Annotated in this window: 21 protein-coding genes; 3 read left to right on the forward strand and 18 right to left on the reverse strand. The window is 67.5% G+C overall.

Going from position 1 to position 20,160, the window contains the following annotated elements; all coding sequences use genetic code 11:
• Window positions 1–34: 34 nt before the first annotated feature.
• Both EGM71_RS06065 and EGM71_RS06070 read left to right on the forward strand, forming a co-directional pair.
• Window positions 35–2,257, forward strand: a complete 2,223-nt coding sequence (locus EGM71_RS06065) for a methyl-accepting chemotaxis protein (protein WP_188488456.1) — start codon at window positions 35–37, stop codon at window positions 2,255–2,257.
• Window positions 2,258–2,423: 166 nt separating this feature from the next.
• Complete coding sequence (locus tag EGM71_RS06070) at window positions 2,424–2,792, forward strand: glycine zipper 2TM domain-containing protein (protein ID WP_014646414.1); 369 nt, start codon at window positions 2,424–2,426, stop codon at window positions 2,790–2,792.
• 128 nt (window positions 2,793–2,920) lie between these two features.
• On the opposite strand, the gene EGM71_RS06075 is transcribed toward EGM71_RS06070, so the two are convergent.
• From EGM71_RS06075 to EGM71_RS06095, 5 genes are all read right to left on the reverse strand, one after another.
• Complete coding sequence (locus EGM71_RS06075) at window positions 2,921–4,048, reverse strand: ABC transporter permease (RefSeq protein WP_188488458.1); 1,128 nt, start codon at window positions 4,046–4,048, stop codon at window positions 2,921–2,923.
• Entirely contained in the window at window positions 4,045–5,232 is a 1,188-nt protein-coding gene (locus tag EGM71_RS06080) for an ABC transporter permease (RefSeq protein WP_188488460.1), read from the reverse strand. The genes EGM71_RS06075 and EGM71_RS06080 overlap by 4 nt, the downstream gene beginning before the upstream one ends.
• Window positions 5,217–6,230, reverse strand: a complete 1,014-nt coding sequence (locus EGM71_RS06085) for an HlyD family secretion protein (protein ID WP_188488461.1) — start codon at window positions 6,228–6,230, stop codon at window positions 5,217–5,219. Before EGM71_RS06085 ends, EGM71_RS06080 begins: the two co-directional genes overlap by 16 nt.
• A complete protein-coding gene (locus EGM71_RS06090) occupies window positions 6,223–7,629 on the reverse strand; it encodes a TolC family protein (RefSeq protein WP_188488463.1) in 1,407 nt (468 codons plus the stop codon). Before EGM71_RS06090 ends, EGM71_RS06085 begins: the two co-directional genes overlap by 8 nt.
• 78 nt (window positions 7,630–7,707) lie before the next feature.
• Window positions 7,708–8,601 (reverse strand): LysR family transcriptional regulator ArgP, encoded by an 894-nt coding sequence (locus EGM71_RS06095; RefSeq protein ID WP_188488465.1) that lies wholly within the window; start codon window positions 8,599–8,601, stop codon window positions 7,708–7,710.
• Window positions 8,602–8,707: 106 nt separating this feature from the next.
• Here EGM71_RS06095 and EGM71_RS06100 point away from each other — a divergent pair, with 106 nt between their 5' ends.
• Window positions 8,708–9,322: a LysE/ArgO family amino acid transporter gene (locus EGM71_RS06100; protein ID WP_188488467.1), complete on the forward strand. Its 615-nt coding sequence runs from the start codon at window positions 8,708–8,710 to the stop codon at window positions 9,320–9,322.
• Here EGM71_RS06100 and map read toward each other — a convergent pair.
• The 13 genes from map to EGM71_RS06165 form a co-directional block, all read right to left on the reverse strand.
• Window positions 9,319–10,101: a type I methionyl aminopeptidase gene (map, locus tag EGM71_RS06105; protein ID WP_188489761.1), complete on the reverse strand. Its 783-nt coding sequence runs from the start codon at window positions 10,099–10,101 to the stop codon at window positions 9,319–9,321. The genes EGM71_RS06100 and map overlap by 4 nt on opposite strands.
• A 10-nt stretch (window positions 10,102–10,111) precedes the next feature.
• On the reverse strand, window positions 10,112–10,324 hold the full coding sequence (locus EGM71_RS06110) for a ParD-like family protein (RefSeq protein ID WP_106467454.1): 213 nt from the start codon (window positions 10,322–10,324) through the stop codon (window positions 10,112–10,114).
• 68 nt (window positions 10,325–10,392) lie between these two features.
• Complete coding sequence (locus EGM71_RS06115) at window positions 10,393–10,752, reverse strand: bleomycin resistance protein (protein WP_188488469.1); 360 nt, start codon at window positions 10,750–10,752, stop codon at window positions 10,393–10,395.
• 113 nt (window positions 10,753–10,865) lie between these two features.
• Window positions 10,866–11,750, reverse strand: a complete 885-nt coding sequence (locus EGM71_RS06120) for a hypothetical protein (protein ID WP_188488471.1) — start codon at window positions 11,748–11,750, stop codon at window positions 10,866–10,868.
• A gap of 3 nt (window positions 11,751–11,753) precedes the next feature.
• Window positions 11,754–12,818, reverse strand: a complete 1,065-nt coding sequence (locus EGM71_RS06125; RefSeq protein ID WP_188488472.1) for a GNAT family N-acetyltransferase — start codon at window positions 12,816–12,818, stop codon at window positions 11,754–11,756.
• A gap of 28 nt (window positions 12,819–12,846) precedes the next feature.
• A complete protein-coding gene (locus EGM71_RS06130) occupies window positions 12,847–14,247 on the reverse strand; it encodes an aspartate aminotransferase family protein (protein ID WP_014036434.1) in 1,401 nt (466 codons plus the stop codon).
• A gap of 64 nt (window positions 14,248–14,311) precedes the next feature.
• Window positions 14,312–15,028: an MtnX-like HAD-IB family phosphatase gene (locus tag EGM71_RS06135; protein ID WP_188488474.1), complete on the reverse strand. Its 717-nt coding sequence runs from the start codon at window positions 15,026–15,028 to the stop codon at window positions 14,312–14,314.
• A gap of 168 nt (window positions 15,029–15,196) precedes the next feature.
• A complete protein-coding gene (locus EGM71_RS06140; RefSeq protein ID WP_188488476.1) occupies window positions 15,197–16,405 on the reverse strand; it encodes a DegT/DnrJ/EryC1/StrS family aminotransferase in 1,209 nt (402 codons plus the stop codon).
• Between the two features lie 10 nt (window positions 16,406–16,415).
• Window positions 16,416–16,814 carry a DMT family transporter gene (locus EGM71_RS06145; RefSeq protein WP_100439214.1) on the reverse strand — a complete coding sequence of 133 codons (399 nt, stop codon included), beginning with the start codon at window positions 16,812–16,814 and terminating at the stop codon, window positions 16,416–16,418.
• Window positions 16,811–17,170 (reverse strand): EamA family transporter, encoded by a 360-nt coding sequence (locus EGM71_RS06150; protein ID WP_006425769.1) that lies wholly within the window; start codon window positions 17,168–17,170, stop codon window positions 16,811–16,813. The genes EGM71_RS06145 and EGM71_RS06150 overlap by 4 nt, the downstream gene beginning before the upstream one ends.
• A gap of 1 nt (window position 17,171) precedes the next feature.
• A complete protein-coding gene (locus EGM71_RS06155) occupies window positions 17,172–18,008 on the reverse strand; it encodes an alpha/beta hydrolase (RefSeq protein WP_100471695.1) in 837 nt (278 codons plus the stop codon).
• A gap of 80 nt (window positions 18,009–18,088) precedes the next feature.
• Complete coding sequence (locus tag EGM71_RS06160; RefSeq protein WP_188488478.1) at window positions 18,089–19,468, reverse strand: sensor histidine kinase; 1,380 nt, start codon at window positions 19,466–19,468, stop codon at window positions 18,089–18,091.
• The gene (locus EGM71_RS06165) at window positions 19,465–20,148 is read right to left on the reverse strand and encodes a response regulator (protein WP_008265770.1); all 684 of its coding nucleotides are present in this window, start codon (window positions 20,146–20,148) and stop codon (window positions 19,465–19,467) included. The genes EGM71_RS06160 and EGM71_RS06165 overlap by 4 nt, the downstream gene beginning before the upstream one ends.
• Between the last annotated feature and the right edge of the window lie 12 nt (window positions 20,149–20,160).

The raw sequence follows: 20,160 nt of genomic DNA on the forward strand, positions 1-20,160 counted from the left end.
CATCGATCGTACGGCCATGATCAAGGGAATTGAGATGCTCGCCTTACGCAACCTCCGAGTGGGATCCCGGCTGGGTGCCGGGTTTGGATTGCTGCTGCTGTTCATCGTGGCCATCGTCGGCCTGGTGCTGTACGGAAATCACCTGAAGTCCGCCCAGTTCGAGAAAGTGGTGGACGTCAACATGGTGAAGATGCGGCTGTTGAACGACATGCTGGATACCAACAACGCAGTGTTGATGCACCGCCGGCTGATGGTGATCAAGCGTGGCGAGGATTTCGGCAAGGATTATCAGAAGGCGCAGGAGCTGTCGCGGACCTACGACGGCATCTGGGCCAAATACATCAAGATTCCGCGTGACGCCACCGGCGATGCCCTGGTTGCGAAGATCGACGCGGCACGCAAGGCGACCGATGCCTCCACCCAGCATCTGCACGAGCGCATGAAGGCCGGGGATTTCGACGGCGCGGCCAAGGAACTGCTCGCCGAGCATGGGCTGGCAACCGCATGGAACGAGGCCATCTCGACATTGCTGCGGCATCAGGAAGCGCTGACCGCGCGCAGCCGCGAGGAATACCGGTCAACCGAATCCTGGACCGGTACGTTGTCGATCGTGTTCGGCGTGCTGAGCCTGATACTGGGTTCACTGGCGGCGTGGGCCATCACCCGCAGCCTGACCCGCCCGCTGGAAGGTGCGGTGAAGCTGGCCGATGGCATCGCCAACGGGCGGCTGGACAGCAGCATCGACGCCTCCGGCAATGATGAGGTGACCCAGCTGCTCCGGTCGATGCAGCGTATGCAGGCGCAGCTGCAGTCGGTGATGGCGGCGCAGGGTGAGCTGGCGCGCCAGCACGATGCGGGCAGCCTCAGCTACCGCATGGACGAGAGTGCCTTCCCCGGTGACTACGGGCGCATGGTGCACGAAACGAATGCGCTGGTCGGCTCGCACGTGCAGGTGCAGAACAGGCTGATCGAAGTGATGAAGCATTACGCCCGTGGCGACCTGTCGGTGGACATGGATCCGCTGCCGGGCGAGAAGGCGGCGATCACCCAGGCCATGGACGAGACCAAGAACAGCCTGTCGGCGATCAACAGCGAGATCCGCCGGCTGGCGACGGCAGCGGCGGCGGGCGATTTCAGCCTGCGCGGCGATGAAGACCGCTTCGCCTATGATTTCCGCGACATGGTGACCGGGCTCAATCGCCTGATGCAGACCACCGACGAGAACCTGGTGCAGGTGTCGACCCTGCTGCAGGCGATCTCGCGCGGAGACCTGACCGTGCGCATGCAGGGCGACTTCCATGGCGTGTTCGCCCGCATGCGTGATGACTGCAATGCCACCGTCGATCAGCTCAAGCAGATTGTCGGCCGCATCCAGTCCAGCGCGTCCAGCATCAACCTGGCGGCAGGCGAGATTGCCTCGGGCAACACCGATCTGTCGCGGCGCACCGAGCAGCAGGCGGCGAACCTGGAAGAGACGGCTGCGTCGATGGAGGAACTGACCTCTACCGTGAAGCAGAACGCCGAGCATGCCCGCCAGGCCAACCAGCTCGCGATTGGCGCGCACGGTGTCGCCTCGCAGGGCGGCGAGGTGGTCGGACAGGTGGTCACCACCATGTCGGCCATCGAAGCCTCGTCGAAGAAGATCGCCGAGATCATCTCGGTCATCGACGGCATCGCCTTCCAGACCAACATTCTGGCGTTGAACGCGGCAGTGGAAGCCGCGCGTGCCGGTGAGCAGGGCAGGGGCTTTGCGGTGGTGGCCAGTGAGGTGCGTACGCTGGCACAGCGCTCGGCCGGTGCGGCCAAGGAGATCAAGGGCCTGATCGAGGATTCGGTCGGCAAGGTCGCCGATGGATCGGCGCTGGTCCGCCAGGCTGGCACCACGATGGGCGAGATCGTGGCCTCGGTGCAGCGCGTGACCGACATCATGGCCGATATCTCTGCTGCCTCGCAGGAGCAGAGCTCGGGCATCGAACAGGTGAACCAGGCGGTGGTGCAGATGGACGAGACCACGCAGCAGAATGCGGCGCTGGTGGAAGAGGCCAGTGCGGCGGCACGCTCGATGGAAGAGCAGGCCAACCTGCTGGCCGAGGCGGTTTCGGTGTTCCGCACCGGTGCGGCGACGGCAGCGGCGGTGGTACGCCCTGCATTGGCAGCGGTAGCTGCGACGGTCACTCCAGTGCGTCGGCCCGCTGCGCTTTCACCCCGCATCGAGCCGACACTGGCGGCCAATGCCGTTGGTTGGGAAGAGTTCTAGCAGAGGGCAATGCCGGTAGGGAGACGGCGCCCATCACGATGGCTGATCGTGATGGGCGCGGATTTTCTTCCTGAACGCGCGATGGCCGATGAGGTGGCGGACACGCGCATTTCACTTCCGGTTGCCAACTGCGGGAGGACACTGGCGCCATACCGGAACTCAGGAGATGGCCATGAAGACCTCGACCCGATTGCTTGTGCTGGGCACCCTGCTGGCGGCTTCGTCGGTAGCCGGTGCACAGACCTACGGGCCGCGCGATGAAGGACGCCGATTCAACGATGGCAGCCGCGTGGTCTGCAAGAACGTGGAAGTGCAGCGCAACTCGCGCGATCCCAACCGCATTGCCGGTACTGCCACGGGCGCGGTGATCGGCGGCCTGCTGGGCAACCAGGTGGGCGGCGGCAATGGCAAGAAGCTCGCTACCGTGGCCGGTGCTGTTGCCGGTGGTGCGGCCGGTCGCCAGATCCAGGGCAACAGCCAGCAGAAGAATGGCGACCGCGTGGTCGAGCGCCGCTGCGAACGCGTCTATCGCTGACCGATCGCCGGCAGCCCCGGTTTTCCCCTTCCACATCGCAGTACTCGAACGCCGGCCCCGCGCCGGCGTTCTTCGTTGCAGGAAAAAGGGACGGAGGGGATTAAGTCGCAATCCCCCAAACCGGCCGCTTACGACTTAATCCCCTCCGTCCCCTTTTTTGCGAGGAGGCGCCAGGTGGCGAGGCTGCCGTAGAGCAGCAGCAGGACGGTGAGGGTGATCAGTTCGTGGCTGACTTCGGCCAGGCTGGCGTCCATCTGGTTCAGGCGCACCATCAGGTTGATGCCGGAGGTGGTCGGCAGCAGCTGCGCCAGCCAGACCAGCGGTTGCGGCGTCATCACTGCGGGCCACGACAGGCTGGCGAGGAAGAACAGCGGGATCGAGGTGGCGATGATGTACTGGAAGGCGCGTTCGCGGGTGCGGAAGAAGCTGCCGACGAACAGGCCGAAGGCCACGGTGGCGGCGATGAACAAGGTGCCGCCCAGCAGCTGGCCCAATGGGTTGCCGCCGCGCGGATAGTCCTGCACCCAGGCGGTGAAGCCGGCGTAGTAGAACAGGCCGAACAGGCCGATCAAGCCGAAGCCCATCGCCATGCCGGCCAGGGTCGGCAGGTCGAAGCGCAGGCGCCGGCCGAGCGCGAGGCGGCGGCCGCCGAGCAGGACGCCGATGCCCATCAGCAGCGTCTGGTGCACGATCAGCTCGGCCACACCGGGCACGATGGCGCTGCCATAGCCTTCCTGCGTGTTGTACAGCGGGCGCTGCACCAGGGTGACCGGTGGTGCCTGCGGTGCGCCCATGAAGGCGGCCTGGCCGACCACCGCATCACGCCCGAACGCACCCAGTGCATCGGCCACGCTGCCCAGCACCCAGCTGGCACGCCCCAGGTAGGCGCCGTTGCCGAGCAGCACCAGCTTGGCCGGATGGCCGCGCAGGATGTCGCGTTCCAGGTTGGCCGGGATCAGCACGATGCCTTCGGCGTGGCCGGCTTCCAGCTGCTGCCGGGCACTGTCGATGTCTGCCGGTTGCCCGACTACGCGTGCCACCCGGAGTGCATCGAGCTTGCGCAGCAGCTCGCGGCTGGTCGCGCTGTGGTCTTCATCCACCACCAGCACCGGCAGGTTGCCGGCCACCTGGTGGCGGTATGCGGCCGGGTAGAAGAACGAGTACAGGATCACCGCGCCGACCATCACCACGATCGCATAGCGGTCGCACAGCACCGCCATCAGGGTCTGCCGCAGGCTGCGCCAGAGTGCGCTCATGCGTCGGCCCCTGCGGGATGTGCGGCGGCAGGCGTGCGCGCAAAGGCGATCAGGCGCAGGCCACCCAGGCCACCGGCCACCACTGCCATGAGCAGCAGCGTGGCCAGCGGCCATACCGAAACCTGCAGCGGCGAACCGATGAACTGCTGCTGGGTCTGCAGCTTGATGTAGGCGCTGAGCGGCAGCAGCTGATGCCAGATGCGGGTGAACAGGGGGCCATCCAGCACCGGGAAGGTGGCGCTGGAGAACGCCAGTGCGGTGCCGATGCTGAGGCCGACCGCAGACAGCGCGGTACCCATGTCGCGGGTGACGCCGACGAAGAACAACGCGTAGGCGGCCGTGGACAGGTAGAACAGCGGCTGTGCGAGCAGCAGCACGAGCACGCTGCCGGCCACACCATCGCCGCGCAGCCAAGCGAGGTAGCCGATGCCGAGCGCGCCATACACCGAGAACAGCAGGACGTACGGCGCGATCTTGCCGGCAATCGCCGACCATGGCGTGCGGCCGAGCCAGGCGGGCAGGGTACCGTCGCGGATCTCGCGGCCGAGGCTGCCGGCCACCGCAAGTGCCAGCACCAGCGACAGCACCGCGGGGAAGATCAGTGGCAGCAGGAACAGCTCGTAGCTGCGCGCCGGGTTGTACAGGATGTCCGACTGCACCGCGATCGGTGCCGCACGCAATTTACCCGGACCGACCTGCAGTCCGATGCGCTCGCGCAGCAGGCGTGCGTTCCAGGCCGAGACCGCGTCGCCGATATCGCGCGCCGCGGACTGGCCGGTGGTCATGTAGGTGGCGTTGTAATAGGCGAACACCGTGCCCTGGCGTCCACGCAACGCCTGCCGGGTGACATCGCGCGGCACCAGCACGATGGCGAACACGTCCAGGCTGCGCAGTTGCGACCGTGCGTCTTCCAGGTCCACCGGCTGGCTGGCGATGCGCACGCCGGGGCTGGCATCGAGCATGCGCAGCAGCAGGCGGCTGTCACTGCTGTGGTCGAGGTCGACCACCGCGATCGGGATGTCGCGCATCACCGAAGGGGTGAACATCCACGCCATCACCACCAGCATCAGCAGCGGCAGCAGGGTGACCAGCAACAGGTCGGCGCGGTTGCCGCGCAGTGACCGCAGCTCGCGCCGCCAGCTGGCGGCGAAGCCGCTGCTGTCGGGGCTCAGTGCTGGGGCCATGCGAACAGCACGCTCATGCCGGGGCGGAAGCCCTCGATGCGGCGTACCGGGCGCACCCGCACCTCGAAGCTGCGGACGTCGTAGCCGGACGACTGGCGGGTGGTCCGCCAGGTCGCATAGTCACCGGCCGGATTGATGAAGTAGACCTCGAATTCGCCATCCAGGCCGAGTGCCGGCACGCTGCCCTGCAGCTTGCTGCCGACCTTCAGGCCCTGCATCTGCGATTCGCGCAGGTTCATCGCCACCCACATGCGGTCGATGTCGACCAGGGTGAACACCGGGTAGCCGGCCGGCACCAGTTCGCCGGGGTCGGCCATGCGCTTGTTGATCTCGCCGGCCACCGGCGCGCGCCCTTCCACTTCGGCACGCGCGGCGTTGACCTCGGCCACCGCGCCCTGTGCCTGCTGCACCTGGCCCTGTGCGGCACGCTTGTCCTGCTCGCGTGCGCCGGCCAGTGCCATGTCGTACTGCGCGCGGGCGGCACGGGCCAGTTCACGCGAACTGGTGGCCTGGGCATGCGCTTCATCGCGCTTCTGCCGGGTCATCACGCCTTCGTTGAACAGGTTCTGCACGCGCTGGTAAGTAGCTTCGGCCAGCGTCGCACCGGCTTCGGCCCGCTTCCAGTTGGCTTCGGCAGCGCGGATGTCTTCGCTGCGCGCGCCTTCGTCGGCCTTGTCGGCCACCGCCTGTGCGGCGGCCAATGCGCCGTGCGCCTGCTGTTCCTTGGCGGCCACTTCGGGGCTGTCGAGCAGGAACAGCACCTGCCCAGGCTGCACGCGGTCGCCCTCGCGCACCTTCAGTTCGGCCACGCGCGCGGTGATCTTGGCGGCCACGTTGATCGTGTCCGCATCAGCCATGCCCTGGATCTGGTCGGCCGGGCTGCGCCAGGCCAGCCACAGGCCGAGCACCACCACGACCAGCAGCACCACTATCAGGATCGGGCCCAGGCGGCGCTTGGCCGGGGGCGTCGTCGCGTCGTCGTGCAGCACATCACTCATGGTCGATCACCTCGTCCGCACGCCGCCGGAACTCTTCGAAACGGTCCATCTGTCCACTGACCTCCAGCAACTGTGCCAGCGCAATATCGTATTGGTAGGCGGCCTGTGCGCGCTCGACACGGGCGCCGCCCAGGCCGAGCCGCGCGTCGATCACATCCAGCGAGGTGGCCTGGCCTTCGCGGAATGCCAGCTCCTGCAGGCGCAGGTTTTCCTGCGCCTGGGCGATGCTGCTGTCGAGCAGCACGTACTGCTGGCGCGCGGTTTCCAGCTCATTCCAGGCCTTGCGCACGCCCAGTGCGACCTGGTTCTCGGCCTCGCGCAGGCCGGCTTCGGCCTGGTCCTGCTGCGCACGCGCGGCGCTGATCTGCGCCGGCCGTGAGTTCGGCGACAGGAAGGTGTACTTCAGGCCGATGCCGAACGCCCAGTCCGGATCGGTCAGCATCTCGTCGCGGCGGCGGAAGTCGTACTGGCCGAAGGCGAAGATCTGTGGCTTCAGCTTGGCTTGCTGCACGCGCACGCCCTGTTCGGCCTGCGCCACCATCGCCCGCAGGCGTGCGATCTGCGGCTGGCGCGCCTGCGCCGTGCGCTCGAAGCTGGCCACCGGTTCCAGCGGCACGCGCTGCACGAACAGCGGCGACACCGGCTGCACCTCGCCACCACTGCGCAGCAACGTGGCCAGTGCGGCTTTCAGCGTAGCCAGGTCGTTCACTGTCTTCTGGTATTCGCGCTCGGCCTTGTCGCGGGCCACGGTGGCCTGCAGGCGCTGCGCGCGGGTGGCGAAGCCCTCGCGTTCCAGCTTCTCTGCGTCGGACAGGTGGCGGTTGAGGCCATCGCGCACATCGCGGCGCACGTCCACCGCCTGCTCGGCCAGGCGCTGGCCAAAATAGGCCTGGGCCAGCTGCACGGTCAGCGATTGGCGCTGTGCTTCGCGCTCGGCACTGGCCTGTTCGTGGGCGGCGCTGGCGGCACGTTGCGCGGCAGGAATCACGCCGCCGGTGTAGAGCGGCAGCACCGTAGTCACCACCGGGCGGGTACGCCAGTCGCGTTCGGTGAACGACAACGGCGAGTCGATGCCATAGGCCTCGGCCACCGGTGCCAGCGAACCCAGTGGCAGGGTGAGGGTCTTCTGGAACTGCAGGCGGCGCACTTCGCCGGTGATCTCCGGCAGGCGCAGCAGGCGGGTGGCGTCCTGCAGGTCCTGCTTGTTGCGCACCGCTGCATCCGCGGCGGCCAGTGCATCGGAGACCTGCTCCAGCCGCTGCCGTGCCTGTTCCCAGTCCAATGCGGGTGCATCGGTGAGGGTCTGCGCCTGCGCAGCCAGTGGCAGGCAGGTCGTCAGCGCCAGCGCCAGCGCGGCCTTCGCGCAGTGCATCCTTGTACGTCGGCCGATCACGCCCATGCCGTCCCAATGGTGAAGAAGTGCGCAAACGGTAGTGCGCGCGGCGTGAAGCCGGGGTCTGCGGTCATCGGTTTGTCCTCAACGAAGGGTGCCGCTGGCCGCCGTGCGCAGCGCCTGGGTGATGTGCTGCAGCGTGCTTGAGCGCACGGCGGCATGCTGCCAGTACAGCGGCACGTCGAGCCAGCGGCGGGGTTCCAGTACCACCACGCGGCCGGCGTGCACGGCGGGCGCGACCAGGGTTTCCGGGGCCATGCCCCAGCCGAGTCCGCACGCGGCGGCTTCGACGAAACCGGTGGAGGAGGGCAGGTAGTGTAGCGGCGGCTGCAGCCGCGCGCGGGTCAGGCGCCGCACGAAGCGCCATTGCAGTTCATCTTTGCGGTTGAACACCAGCATCGGCGCGCGCGCCAGGGCCGCGGCCTGCATGCCATCGCTGAAGTACTGGCGGGCGAAGCCGGGCGAAGCGATGGCGTGGTAGCGCATCGCGCCGAGCGGGTGCACGTTGCAGCCCTTCACCGGTTGGCTTTCGGCGGTGACCGCGCCGAGCACGCTGCCATCGCGCAGCAGCTGCAGGGTGTGGTCCTGGTCGTCCATGCGCAGGTCGAACAGATAGCCATGGCGCTGGTGCAGGTCGGCGATGGCCGGCACGAACCAGGTATCAAGCGAGTCGTCGTTGACCGCCAGGGGGATCGGTGTGCGCGCAGCGTCGCTGCCACGCTCGGGTAGCAGCTCGGCCAATGCCTCGGCCTCCAGTGCCTGCATCGGTCGTACCCGGCGCAGCAGCGCTTCACCCGCGGCGGTCGGTCGGCACGGTGCCTGGCGCACCACCAGGACCTGCCCGAGCCTGTCCTCCAGGGCCTTGATCCGCTGCGACAGTGCTGATGGGCTGATCGACAGGCGGCGTGCCGCAGCCTCGAAGCTGCCTTCCTCCAGCACCGCGGCAAACGCGGCCAGTTGCGGGTGTACCAGGTCCATGCCGGTGCCTCTTCAGTTTTCCTGCACAGGATAAAGAAAAATCAGTTTGTCTAAACATGGCCGTTGGCCGCACCCTGCGCGTCCCCCCGCTGCCTGGCCTGTCCTGATGTGGATTGCCGCTACCGCCGCCGGCCTGTTCGCAGGTGCGGGCCTGATCATCGCCATCGGCGCGCAGAATGCCTTCGTGCTGCGCCAGGGCCTGCAGCAGCGTCATGTGGGGAAGGTCGTGCTGGCCTGCGCCGGTGCGGACATCGCGCTGATACTGGCCGGTGTCGGCGGCATGGGCGCGCTGGTGCTGCAGTGGCCGTTGCTGCTGCAGGTGCTGCGCTTCGGTGGAGCGGCCTTCCTGCTCTGGTATGGCCTGCTGGCGGGACTGCGCGCGTGGCGCGGTGGCAGTGCGCTGGCCGCCGCCGAGGCGCAGGGCGGCAGTGGGCGCCAGGTACTGCTGACCTGCCTGGCGTTCACCTTGCTCAACCCGCACGTCTATCTGGATACGGTGGTGCTGCTGGGCAGCCTGTCCACGCGCTACCCGGGCGATCTGCGCTGGGCCTTCGCCGCCGGTGCCTGCGTTGCCAGCGTGGCCTGGTTCTGCACGCTGGGCTATGGCGCGCGCCTGTTGCAGCCGGTGTTCCGCAGGCAGAGCGCCTGGCGGATGCTGGACGCCGGCGTGGCGATCTTCATGTCCTGCCTCGCCATACTGCTGCTGTTGCGCCCGCTCTAGGCCGCGTCCACCGCGCACTGCGGCGTCTCGCCGGGGCGCAGGGTCAGTACGCGCACGCCATTGCGGGTAACTGCCACGGTGTGTTCGAACTGCGCCGACAGCTTGCCATCGCGCGTGTAGACCGGCCATTCGTCCGGCTGCTGGCGGATGGCCGGCTTGCCCTGGTTGAGCATCGGCTCGATGGTGAACACCATGCCTTCCTCCAGCACCATGCCGGTGTTGGGATGGCCGTAGTGCAGGATCTGCGGTTCCTCGTGCATTTCCTGGCCGATGCCATGGCCGCAGTATTCCTTCACCACGCTGTAGCCGTGGCTGCGCGCGTGGCGGGCGATGGCGTGGCCGATATCGCCCAGGCGTGCGCCGGGGCGCACCGCGGCGATGCCTTTCCACATCGCCTGGTAGGTGGTCTGCACCAGCCTGCGCGCGGCGTAGTCGACCTCGCCCACCAGGTAGGTGGTGCTGGAGTCGGCGATGTAGCCGTTCTTCTCCAGGGTGATGTCGAGGTTGACGATCTGACCGTCGTGCAGCACGTCGGTGGTGCTGGGCACGCCGTGGCAGATGACGCTGTCGACCGAGGTGTTGAGCACATACGGGAAGCCGTACTGGCCCTTGCTGGCCGGCCGCGCCTGCAGCTCGTCAACGATCATGCGTTCGACGAAATCGTTGATCTCCATGGTGCTGCGGCCCTGCAGCGGCAGCCGGTCGAGCGCGGCGAACACCTGCGCCAGCAGGCGGCCCGATTCGGCCATCAGCGCGATCTCGTCAGGGCGCTTGATGATCGCCATCTGCTCAGACCTGTCCCGGTGCCAGCAGCGGCGGCTGCACGCCGGCCGCCCGCAGTTCGCTGGCAACGATGTCCTGGAAGCTCAGCGTGGGGTTCAGCTCGCACAGCATGCCGACCCGGATCCAGAAGTTGGCCTGGGCGTTGATCGAGCGGCTGGAGACGGTGCAGGCACGGCGCAGCTGGTCGTGCAGGGTGTCATCGATGTTGACGATGCCCATGGGCGGTCCTGGCAGAGTGGATATACGAAGCATATATGTTCCGTATATCCGCCTCAAGTCCGCATTGTTCAGTCCACGTGGGTGGCGAAGCGCAGCCGGTTGCCGTCGGGGTCGCGCAGCAGCATCTCGCGGCTGCCCCATTCGGTGTCATGCGGGGGCTGCTCGATGGGCACGTTGGCCGCACTGAAGGCGCGGTGCAGGGCGTCGACGTCCTCGACGATGAAGTACACCGCGCCGCCGACCTCACAATCGCCGCTGTGTTCGGTGAGAAAGATCGTCTGGCCGTCGCGGGTGAGCTGGACGAACAGCGGAAAGCCGGGTTCGAAGCGGTGTTCCCAGTCGACCACGAATCCCAACCCCTGCACGTAGAACGGCAGGGTGGTGTCGGCGTGACGCATGCGCAGTTGCGGGATGACGGTCTGGGGCATGGCGAGGGCTCCGGGCGGGAGTCCAGTGTAGTGCCGGCCGCTGGCCGGCATTGGTCTGGTAGATGCCAACGTTGGTTGGCATTGCCGGCCAGCGGCCGGCACGACCGACGTGGTCAGCAGGCCGTCGGTACGGCGGCAATCGCGGCCAGCAGTTCGCGGTTCACCTGCTGGTGCCGTGCCTGCCAGACGGGAAGGTCCTCGGCGCTGATGTCGGGCTGGCCATCCAGCGACGACAACCAGCGCTTGAAGCGGCTCTGGTAGTTGGCCAGCGACACTTCGCCGGTGATGTCACTGCCGACCAGGCCACCGGCGCGCAGTGCTTCGATCACCACCAGTGCGTGTTCCAGCTGGAAGCGGCCCTGGTCCCAGTTGCTGCGGGCGACGTCCTCGGCGAACACATCCTTGTCGATCGACAGGTAGGTCGGTTGCGGCGACTTGGCCTGCTCGGCGGCGAACGCGGCGACCAGTGCCTCCGGGTGCTCGAACCGTCGGAATGCACGGCCCATGCCGAGGCGGTGGCCCCAGCCCACGTCCACATCCATGCACCAGTAGGTCAACCGCCCGCCCATCAGCGGGCGCCAATGGTTTTCCCAGGCGTGGCCCAGGCCGATATCGCTCGAGGTGATGCCCAGCACGTGGATGTGCGAGATCTGTGGCAGCTTGCTGGCGGCGTTCACCCACGAACCGCAGTGCATGCCGAACGGGAAACGCATGTTGTCCGGATGGTTGTCCAGCACCACCAGCTGGAAGGGCCGCTGCGGGCGCATGCGACGCAGCAGAGGCAGGCTGAGATGATGGAAATCACCGCTGCCGAGCATCACCGTGCCGAGCTGGGCCGGCAGCGGTGCCAGCACTTCAGCGGCGAAACGGTCGAGGGTGGCATTGCTGCAGGCGAAGCGCAGTGGATCGTGCCATTGCGGCAGGGCCAGGGTCTGCGCCTGGGGCAGCGGCAGCACGCCCCCGTCCAGGTCCAGGATCAGCGGGGAACGCAGCGGCATCGTTCAACCGCCTCCATCAGGCTCGCCCTGCAGATGCGGGGCCAGCCTGCGCAGGGCGGCGCGCAGCAGCGGGGAGCGTGCGTGGATCGCGTGCCGGGTGGAGGTGAAGCGGGCGCCCAGCTCGGCCTTGATCCGCGAGTCGGTCCAGCCGGCCACATAGTGGCTCAGGCCGTGCTGCAGCGCGTACTCAAGGTTGTGCATCCAGCTGACCGCGTACAGGTTGTGCTCGCGCGACTGCGGGTAAGCCAGGCCGATGTACTTGTCCACCAGCTTGCCGGCATGCACGTAGCACAGGTTCCAGCCGATCAGCTGGCCCTGGTGGCGGTACAGGAACATCCGTCCCTGGCCCTGGCTGTCGGCCAGCAGGTACTGGAAATAGGGCAGGTCGAGCTGGTCGAAATGCACCGCGCTCTGCGCGAACACGCCCAGGTACAGCGCGTACAGTTCGGCCTGCAGCTGCGGGTCGGCCAGGGCCGGATCACCGGTGGCGATGCAGTCGATCTGCAGGTCATCACGCGAGCGCAGCTTGCGCCGGATGTTCTTGCGGCGCGAGGACGACAGGCGGCCGAGATAGCCGTCGAGCGAATCGAAATCGATCGCCACCCAGGCCAGCGGCATGCCTTCCAGTTCGACGAAGCCGCGTGCCAGCAGCGCCTGCAGGAAGGCGCCGCTGTGTGCGTTGGCGGCGTCGTCCAGCAACGGTGAATCGATCGCCAGGTCCTTGACCACCAGCAGGCGCGTATCGCCGATCGCGTGACGCGTCACGTCCTCGGCCAAAGCCTCCGGCGCCACGTGCGCCGGCAACGGGGTGTACTCGGTGCTGGTGGCACCGACGAAGCGGGTCTTCCAGGTGATCCATGGCCGCCACAGGCGCGACAGCGGCAGGCCGAGCAGCTTGCCGCGCAGCCCGTCATCCATCGTCGTGGTCAGGTCCAGTGGCGCACGGAAGGTCGGCAGGCCGCTGGGAAGGCGGCCAGCCTCGAATCCGAGCGGCGGGTGGGCCAGGAAGCCCTCCAGCAGCGCAGCCGGTTCCAGCGCGGTGCTGGATGCGCGTGACGTCATCTCCATCGGCACGGGAACCGGCAGCGCATCGACCTCAGCCCTTGGCCTTGGTCAGCGCCTGGTCGAGCAGGGTGATCGCCAGGTCGATCTCTTCGTAGCTGATGTCCAGCGACGGCGCGAAGGTGATCACGTTCTTGTACCAGCCACCCACGTCGAGCACGAGGCCCATGCGCTTGCCGTCGTGCAGGAGGTCACCGGCCAGGCCGATGTCGACCATGCGGTCCAGCAGTTCCTTGTTCGGGGTGTAGCCGTCGGTCTGGCAGATCTCGGCGCGCAGGGCCAGGCCCAGGCCGTCGACGTCGCCGATTTCCGGGTGACGCTTCTGCAGGCCACGCAGGCCGTCGAGGAAGTACGCGCCCTTCTCCGGCACGGTGCGCTCGTAGTCCATTTCCTTGCCCAGCTTCAGCACTTCCAGGCCCAGGCGGGTGCCCAGCGGGTTGGAGTTGAAGGTGGAGTGGGTGGAGCCCGGCGGGAACACGGTCGGGTTGATCAGTTCTTCGCGCGCCCACAGGCCCGACAGCGGGTTCAGGCCGTTGGTCAGCGCCTTGCCGAACACCAGCACGTCCGGGGTCACGCCGAAGTGCTCGATCGACCACAGCTTGCCGGTGCGCCAGAAGCCCATCTGGATTTCATCGACGACCATCAGGATGCCGTACTTGTCCAGCACGCGCTTGAGGCCGGTGAAGAAGTTGCGCGGCGGGATGACGTAGCCGCCGGTGCCCTGGATCGGTTCGACGTAGAACGCGGCGTACTCGGCCTGGCCGACCTTGGGATCCCACACGCCGTTGTATTCGCTTTCGAACAGGCGCTCGAACTGCCACACGCAGTGGTCGGAGTACTCATCCGGGGTCATGCCCTTCGGGCGACGGAAGGGGTACGGGAACGGGATGAACATCGCGCGCTCGCCGAAGTGGCCGTAGCGGCGGCGGTAGCGGTAGCTGGAGGTGATCGACGATGCACCCAGGGTACGCCCGTGGTAGCCGCCCTCGAAGGCGAACATCAGGCTCTTGCCGCCGCGCGCGTTGCGCACGATCTTCAGCGAGTCTTCAATGGCCTGCGCACCGCCGACGTTGAAGTGCACGCGGCCATCGAGGCCGAACTTCTCGTGCATGTCCACGGCAATGGTCTTGGCCAGCTGCACGCGGGTCGGGTGTAGGTACTGGCTGGCGACCTGCGGCAGGGTGTCGATCTGGTCCTTCAGCGCGTCGTTCAGGCGCTTGTTGCTGTAGCCGAAGTTGCAGGCCGAGTACCACATCTGCAGATCGAGGTAGGGCACGCCCGCGCCGTCGAACATGTAGCTGCCTTCGCCGCGCTGGAAGATCTTCGGCGGGTCGACGTAGTGGACGGTGTCGCCGAAGGAGCTGTAGCGGGCTTCGTCGGCCAGCAGCTGCGCGTCGGAGGCAGCCGAATCGGCGTTCTTGTCAAAAATGTTCATGCAGTTCGGTTCCGTGAAGGACGTTCGAAAGGGGCAACGGGGGAGCGTGCTTGGAGGGGAGTGCTCAGGCGGTGGCCAGCAGCAGGGGCAGTGCGGCAGGCTGCGGGCTGGCGTCGAGGCGACGTGGCTGCAGCAGGCTGCCATCGAGCAAGCGCGGCAACAGTGCGATTGCATCGTGGAAGGTATCGATGGCGGCATGCTCGATGCCGGCCTTGGCGCAATGGGTGATCAGGCGCCGTTTGGCGAACACGAAGTCGGCATCTTCGGAGACGCAGAAGTCCGAACTGCCGTCGCCGATCATCAGCACGCGTGGTGCTTCGTTGGCACGCGCCTGCGCGGCGCAGGTGCACTTGCAGGTGCCGCTGCGGCAGCCTTCGGCCTGGTAGGGCGATTCCAGTTCCCAATGGTCTTCGCACCAGCGCAGGTGGTTGGCCACCACCGGCAGTCGCGACAGGCCGTGGTTGGCGAGGATGCGGTGGATCGCATAGTCCAGGCCGTCGCTGACGATGCGCAGCGGCACGCCCAGCTGTTCGGCGCGGCTGACAAAGGCGGCGAAGCCCGGATCAATCTGCACCTGGTCCAGGTGCGCGTCGAGCGTGGCCGGGTCCAGCTTCAGCAGCCGTACCTGGCCCTGCATGCATTCACGCGAGCCGATCTTTCCCGCCTTCCACTGGTCTTCCAGTTCCTGCCAGCCCGGCTGGCCGTACTTCTCCAGCAGCGAGTCGATGACATCTTCGAGGCTGATGGTGCCGTCGAAGTCACACAGGATGCTCCAGTGCATGGGCAGGTCCGTCGATGAGAAAGGCGTCCGGCACGGTGCCGGGGCAGGCTCAATGTAGGCAGGCAGCCTTTCTCGTTCCTTTCCTGTTGAAAGCCTGCACCGCAGGCTGGGGAAAGTGTTCAGGAAACGAGCTTCCTGAATGGGTTAAATGGCCCGAAAACCGCGGTTTCAGGGCTGCGCGGCGGCCAGTGTCCGCAGGATCTGCGCGGTCTCTTCACGGGTCTGCCAGGCGCTGTTGCCGAGGGTGAGCATGCGTGCCGCGAAGTCGCGCGCATTGGGCATGTCGTCCTGCGGCACGATGCCACGCAGGTAGGCGTAGTCGGGCAGGGCATGGATGAACATGCGGCTGGCGCCGAGGCCGCGCGGCCACAGTTCGTCCAGTGCGGCATCGCGGGCGCGCTGGCTGGGCAGCAGCAGCATCAGCATCGGCCAGGTGCCGCCGGTGCCGGCCAGGCCATCGACCACCTCCACTGCCGGCAGCTGTGCCAGCTGCACACGCAGCTGCAACGCGCGCAGGCGCCCGGCCTGCAGGAATGCGGGCAGCCGCCGTGCGGCATGGGCGCCGATGTTCTGCCGCCACTGGCTGACCCGGTGCTGCGGTATGTCCAGCGGGAAAATGTCACCGACCGCGTCTTCCAGATCACCGCGCTGCAGTGCGCTGCGCAGCGGATTGCCGTACACCAGCGACAGCAGCGAGGGGCGATAGCAGGCGGCGAGGCCCAGCAGCTGCACACTGCGAAGCAGCTCCCAGCGCAGGCTGAAACGCACCTGTTCGGCGGCATGTTCGGACAGCGCGGCGCGCAGTTCGTCATTGCGGCTGACCAGCAGGCCGCCTTCGTGCAGGCTCAGCCCCTTGCCGGCGGCCAGGCTGAAGAATCCGATGTCGCCACGCAGGCCGACACTGCTGTTGCCGACCCGTGCGCCCAGCGCCTGTGCGGCATCTTCGATGACCCACGCGCCGGCGTTGCGGGCGACCTCGCAGGCCAGTTCGACATCGGCGATGCGCCCACCGAGGTGGGTCGGCAGGATGGCCAACGTGCGCGCATCGGCCAGGCGCCTGAGCTGGGTCGGGTCGAAGTCGAAATGGCCACGCCGGGTATCGCACAGCTGCACGCGCAGGCCGAGGCTGTGCACCGCGATCGGCACCAGCGGACAGGTGTAGGCCGGCATGATCACGGTATCGCGCTTGGGCGCGCGCTTGCGCAGGGTGCGCAGCGCGATCAGCAGCGCGTGGGTGCCGGAACAGGTCAGCTGCAGCGGTGGCGTACCCAGTTGGTTGGCCAGGATTTCGCGCAGGTCGCCGCCACCGGGAAGGAAGTCGCTGGCCTGCATCGGCAGGCCAGCCGTCGGCGGCAGTTCGCGCGCGAACAGGCTCATCGCAGTCCGCTCACGAGGTGCTTTCGGCGGGGCTGTGCGGGTCGTCCGCTTCAGCGCGGCCAAGGCACACGATGCCGGCCACGATCAGTACCGCACCGACAAGGTGGTGCAGGGTGAGCGGCTCTTTCAGCAGCCAGGCCGACAGCAGCAGCACACTGATCACTTCCAGGTGCGAGGCCGCGAACGCCGGGCCGATCGGCGCATGGCGCAGCAGGCTCATCCAGGTGAAGAACGCACCGACGTAGCCGAGGATCGCGCCGTACACCCACGGCTGTGACAGCACGCGCAGCAGCCACGCGGTGTTGGCCTCGACCGGCAGTGCTGCATCGCCAGCGTACTTGAAGCACAGCTGGGCCAGCGTATCGAAGGCCATCAGCAGGGGGAAGCCGATCACATACAGGCGCCTCATGAGCCAGCCCCCACCACCGCCACGCCCGCCGTGACCAGCAGCATGCCGGTCACCCGCAATGGCGTGAGCTTTTCGCGGAACAGGAAGCGGCCGGCGATCATCAACGCAACGATGTTGATCGAGCCCAGCAGCACGCCCTTGGACAGCGGCACCAGTGACAGGAACGCGATCCAGGCGACGAACTCAAGCACGTAACAGGCGATGCCGATCCACAGCCAGGGGCGGCTGAGCATGTGTTTCCAGCGTTGCAGTCCTTCGCCATCCTGCGGGTCGCTGGCGGCGGCCTTGAAGGCGAGCTGGCCACCGGTATCGAGCACGACATTGGCCAGCCACAGCAGCGTGGCGAGTGCCCCCATCTCAGGCCACCGCCTTGAGGACGCCGCTGCGTTCACCGATCTCGGTGAAGAAGCGCGCGCTGCGGCGGATCACGTCGCGGCGTTCGCGGTCGATGGTGATCATGTGGTAGCTGTCTTCCAGCACCACCAGTTCCTTCGGGCCGCTGACCCGCGACATCACCAGTTCGGCATTGCCCATGCTCGCCACGTCGTCTTCGCGGGCGTGCATCACCAGGCACGGCGCGGTGACCTGGTGCAGGTGGCGGCGGGTCCAGTTGCTCAGGGCGCGCATCTCGGCCAGCGCGTGCCAGGGGTTGCCCGGAAGGCCGGCAGCCGCGCTGTCGCCGGACAGCATGGCGGCGCTGACCTGCGCGCGCAGGCGCTCGTCACGCAGGCCGTACGGCGGTTCTTCCATGAACATGCGGTCGCGGCCGATGTTGAAGCGCTTGAACCACGGCAGCAGGAACGAGAAGCGGGCCACGGCGGGAATGTTCCAGCCGTCGTAGCGGAAGGTGGCGCCATACACGCCGACGCCGGACACCCACTCGGGGCGGCGTGCGGCCAGGGCCAGCGACAGCACCGCGCCCATCGACAGGCCACCGACGAACAGCTGGTCGACCTTGCCGCGCAGGCTTGCCGCCGCATCCTCCACGCCTTGGTACCACTGTTCCCAGGTGGTCGCCAGCAGGTCATCCACGGTGCCGCAATGGCCGGGCAACTGCACGCCGTGTACGGTGAAACCGGCGTTGTTCAGGCCCTTGCCCAGCATGCGCATTTCCGCCGGGGTGCCGGTCAGGCCGTGGACCAGCAGCACGCCCTGCGGGCCACCGGGGAGGAAGAAGTCGTGCGATTCGGTCACCTGGCGGCTCCGGGACGGCAGTGGGGATGGTCAGGATCGCAAGCGCGATTTTCGCCAGCCTTTCAGCACCCCGGTCCGGGTCAGGGGGCCTTCAGCAGCGGCAGCGTGATGGCGACCTTCAGACCCCCGCCGGCGCGGTTGAGGAAGGTCAGGCGGCCGCCAGAATGCTCCACCGCTTCGTGGGCGATGGCCAGGCCCAGGCCGGTGCCACTGGCGGTGGTGCCGGGGGCGCGGAAGAAGCGCTCGCCCAGCCGCGGCATCACATCCTCGGGTACGCCGGGTCCGTTGTCCTCCACGTACAGTTCGACGTCATTGTCATCCAGCGCGTGCACGCCGACCGTGACGGTCGCATCGCGGCCGGCATAGCGCAGCGCATTGTCGATCAGGTTGTCCAGCGCTTCCTGCAGCTGGGCGCTGTTGCCGAGCACGCGCAGCGGATGGGGGCTGCCGCGGTAGCCCAGATCGATGCCATCGCGGATCGCTTCGGGCACGCGCATGCCCACCCATTGCGGTACCAGTCCGCACAGATCCAGCGCTTCCACGGTATCGGGCACGGTCTGGGCCCGGCTCAGCGCCAGCAGCTGGGTGCTGACCCGCGCGGTGCGCTGGTTGAGCCGGCGGATGTGCTGCAGCGCCTCGCGTACCGTGTCCGGGTCACCATGGGCCAGTGCCTGGTCCACGTGCAGGGCCATGCCGGCCAATGGTGAGCGCAGCTGGTGCGCGGCATCGGCGATGAAGCGGTTCTGCAGCGTGATCATTTCCGCCTGGCGCGCAAACAGATCGTCGATGGTGCTGATCAGTGGCTGGATCTCCTCCGGCACGTCGGCGTCGGAGATCGGCGCCAGTTCGCCACGGCGCTGCGCCAGGCGGGTCCTCAGCGGCGTGAGGATGCGCAGGCCGTAGGTCACGCCGAACCAGACCAGCGCAGCGGTGCCCAGCGCCAGCATGGTCATCAGCGGGATGATGATCATCAGGATCTCGCGCGCACGCTGGCGGCGGTCGGCCATGCTTTCGGCCACGGTCACCGCCAGCTGGTCCTGCGGGTCGTTCATCGCCTGCGTGCAGACGGTGGCCATGCGCACCTGCTGGCCGTTGAGGTTGCCGTCGTACAGCGCCGGATGCACGCCGGTGCAGTCCTGCGAAGGGGCATACGGGCTGAAGTCCGCGTTGCCGCTGAGGGTGCCCTTGCGGCTGCTGTCGACGTTGAAATAGCGATGGCCGTCGGGGTCGTACTCGATCAGGAAACGCGCCTGCGGAGACAGATCACTGGTCACCGGCATGGTGCTCAGCATCTGCGCGAACGAGTGCGTGTCGTCGATCAGGTTGCGGTCGTGGATGCGGTTGGAATAGTCCAGCGCAACGTAATAGGCCAGGATCGTATTGAAGGTGAGCAGGCCCAGCATCGGCAACGCCAGGAAGGCGAGCAGGCGCCGGCGCAGGCTGGGAGGACCACTGATCACGGGGCGCTGTCGTCCTGCGCGTCTTCCAGCATGTAGCCCAGCCCGCGCACGGTGCGGATGCCCATGCCGCCGGGTTGCAGCTTGCGGCGCAGGCGGTGCAGGGCGATGTCCAGGCCGTTGTCGGTCAGGTCCTGGCCCCAGTCGCACAGCGCTTCCACCAGCTGCGCGCGTGACACGATGCGCTCGGCGCGTACCGCCAGCGCCGACAGCAGGCCGAACTCGCGCGCGGTCAGTTCCAGCGACTGGTCGTCGATCCACACTCGGTGCCCGGCCAGGTCCAGGCGCAGGCGGCCGATGCGCAGGTCCGGGTTGCCATTGCTGGTGACCCGGCGCAGCTGTGCACGCACGCGGGCTTCGAATTCGTCCAGTGCGAACGGCTTGACCAGGTAGTCGTCGGCGCCGAGGTCGAGCACGCGCACGCGCTCGGCCAGGCCGTCGCGGGCGGTCACCACCAGCACCGCCAGGCCATCGCCACGCTGGCGCAGGCGCTGCAGCACGTCGCGGCCATCCAGTTGCGGCAGCCCCAGATCCAGCACCAGCAATGCGTACTGGGTCGAGCCCAGTGCTGCATCGGCGTGCGCACCGTTGTCGACGTGGTCGACCACGTGCCCCTGCCGGCGCAGCGAGGCGCACAGGCCGGAGGCAATGTCCGGGTCGTCTTCAGCAATCAGAACGCGCATGCGCGGGGCTCC

Source organism: Stenotrophomonas maltophilia, from assembly GCF_006970445.1.
Taxonomy (GTDB): domain Bacteria; phylum Pseudomonadota; class Gammaproteobacteria; order Xanthomonadales; family Xanthomonadaceae; genus Stenotrophomonas; species Stenotrophomonas maltophilia_AU.

Excerpts from the sequence above, each read along its gene's own strand:
- EGM71_RS06130 (WP_014036434.1), bottom strand. The coding sequence starts at position 14,247 with ATGAACATTTTTGACAAGAACGCCGATTCGGCTGCCTCCGACGCGCAG.
- EGM71_RS06135 (WP_188488474.1), bottom strand. The coding sequence starts at position 15,028 with ATGCACTGGAGCATCCTGTGTGACTTCGACGGCACCATCAGCCTCGAA.
- EGM71_RS06070 (WP_014646414.1), top strand. The coding sequence starts at position 2,424 with ATGGCCATGAAGACCTCGACCCGATTGCTTGTGCTGGGCACCCTGCTG.
- EGM71_RS06090 (WP_188488463.1), bottom strand. The coding sequence starts at position 7,629 with ATGGGCGTGATCGGCCGACGTACAAGGATGCACTGCGCGAAGGCCGCG.
- EGM71_RS06140 (WP_188488476.1), bottom strand. The coding sequence starts at position 16,405 with ATGAGCCTGTTCGCGCGCGAACTGCCGCCGACGGCTGGCCTGCCGATG.
- EGM71_RS06125 (WP_188488472.1), bottom strand. The coding sequence starts at position 12,818 with ATGGAGATGACGTCACGCGCATCCAGCACCGCGCTGGAACCGGCTGCG.
- EGM71_RS06065 (WP_188488456.1), top strand. The coding sequence starts at position 35 with ATGCTCGCCTTACGCAACCTCCGAGTGGGATCCCGGCTGGGTGCCGGG.
- EGM71_RS06145 (WP_100439214.1), bottom strand. The coding sequence starts at position 16,814 with ATGAGGCGCCTGTATGTGATCGGCTTCCCCCTGCTGATGGCCTTCGAT.
- EGM71_RS06080 (WP_188488460.1), bottom strand. The coding sequence starts at position 5,232 with ATGGCCCCAGCACTGAGCCCCGACAGCAGCGGCTTCGCCGCCAGCTGG.
- EGM71_RS06095 (WP_188488465.1), bottom strand. The coding sequence starts at position 8,601 with ATGGACCTGGTACACCCGCAACTGGCCGCGTTTGCCGCGGTGCTGGAG.
- EGM71_RS06075 (WP_188488458.1), bottom strand. The coding sequence starts at position 4,048 with ATGAGCGCACTCTGGCGCAGCCTGCGGCAGACCCTGATGGCGGTGCTG.
- EGM71_RS06120 (WP_188488471.1), bottom strand. The coding sequence starts at position 11,750 with ATGCCGCTGCGTTCCCCGCTGATCCTGGACCTGGACGGGGGCGTGCTG.
- EGM71_RS06085 (WP_188488461.1), bottom strand. The coding sequence starts at position 6,230 with ATGAGTGATGTGCTGCACGACGACGCGACGACGCCCCCGGCCAAGCGC.
- EGM71_RS06165 (WP_008265770.1), bottom strand. The coding sequence starts at position 20,148 with ATGCGCGTTCTGATTGCTGAAGACGACCCGGACATTGCCTCCGGCCTG.
- EGM71_RS06110 (WP_106467454.1), bottom strand. The coding sequence starts at position 10,324 with ATGGGCATCGTCAACATCGATGACACCCTGCACGACCAGCTGCGCCGT.
- EGM71_RS06115 (WP_188488469.1), bottom strand. The coding sequence starts at position 10,752 with ATGCCCCAGACCGTCATCCCGCAACTGCGCATGCGTCACGCCGACACC.
- EGM71_RS06150 (WP_006425769.1), bottom strand. The coding sequence starts at position 17,170 with ATGGGGGCACTCGCCACGCTGCTGTGGCTGGCCAATGTCGTGCTCGAT.
- EGM71_RS06100 (WP_188488467.1), top strand. The coding sequence starts at position 8,708 with ATGTGGATTGCCGCTACCGCCGCCGGCCTGTTCGCAGGTGCGGGCCTG.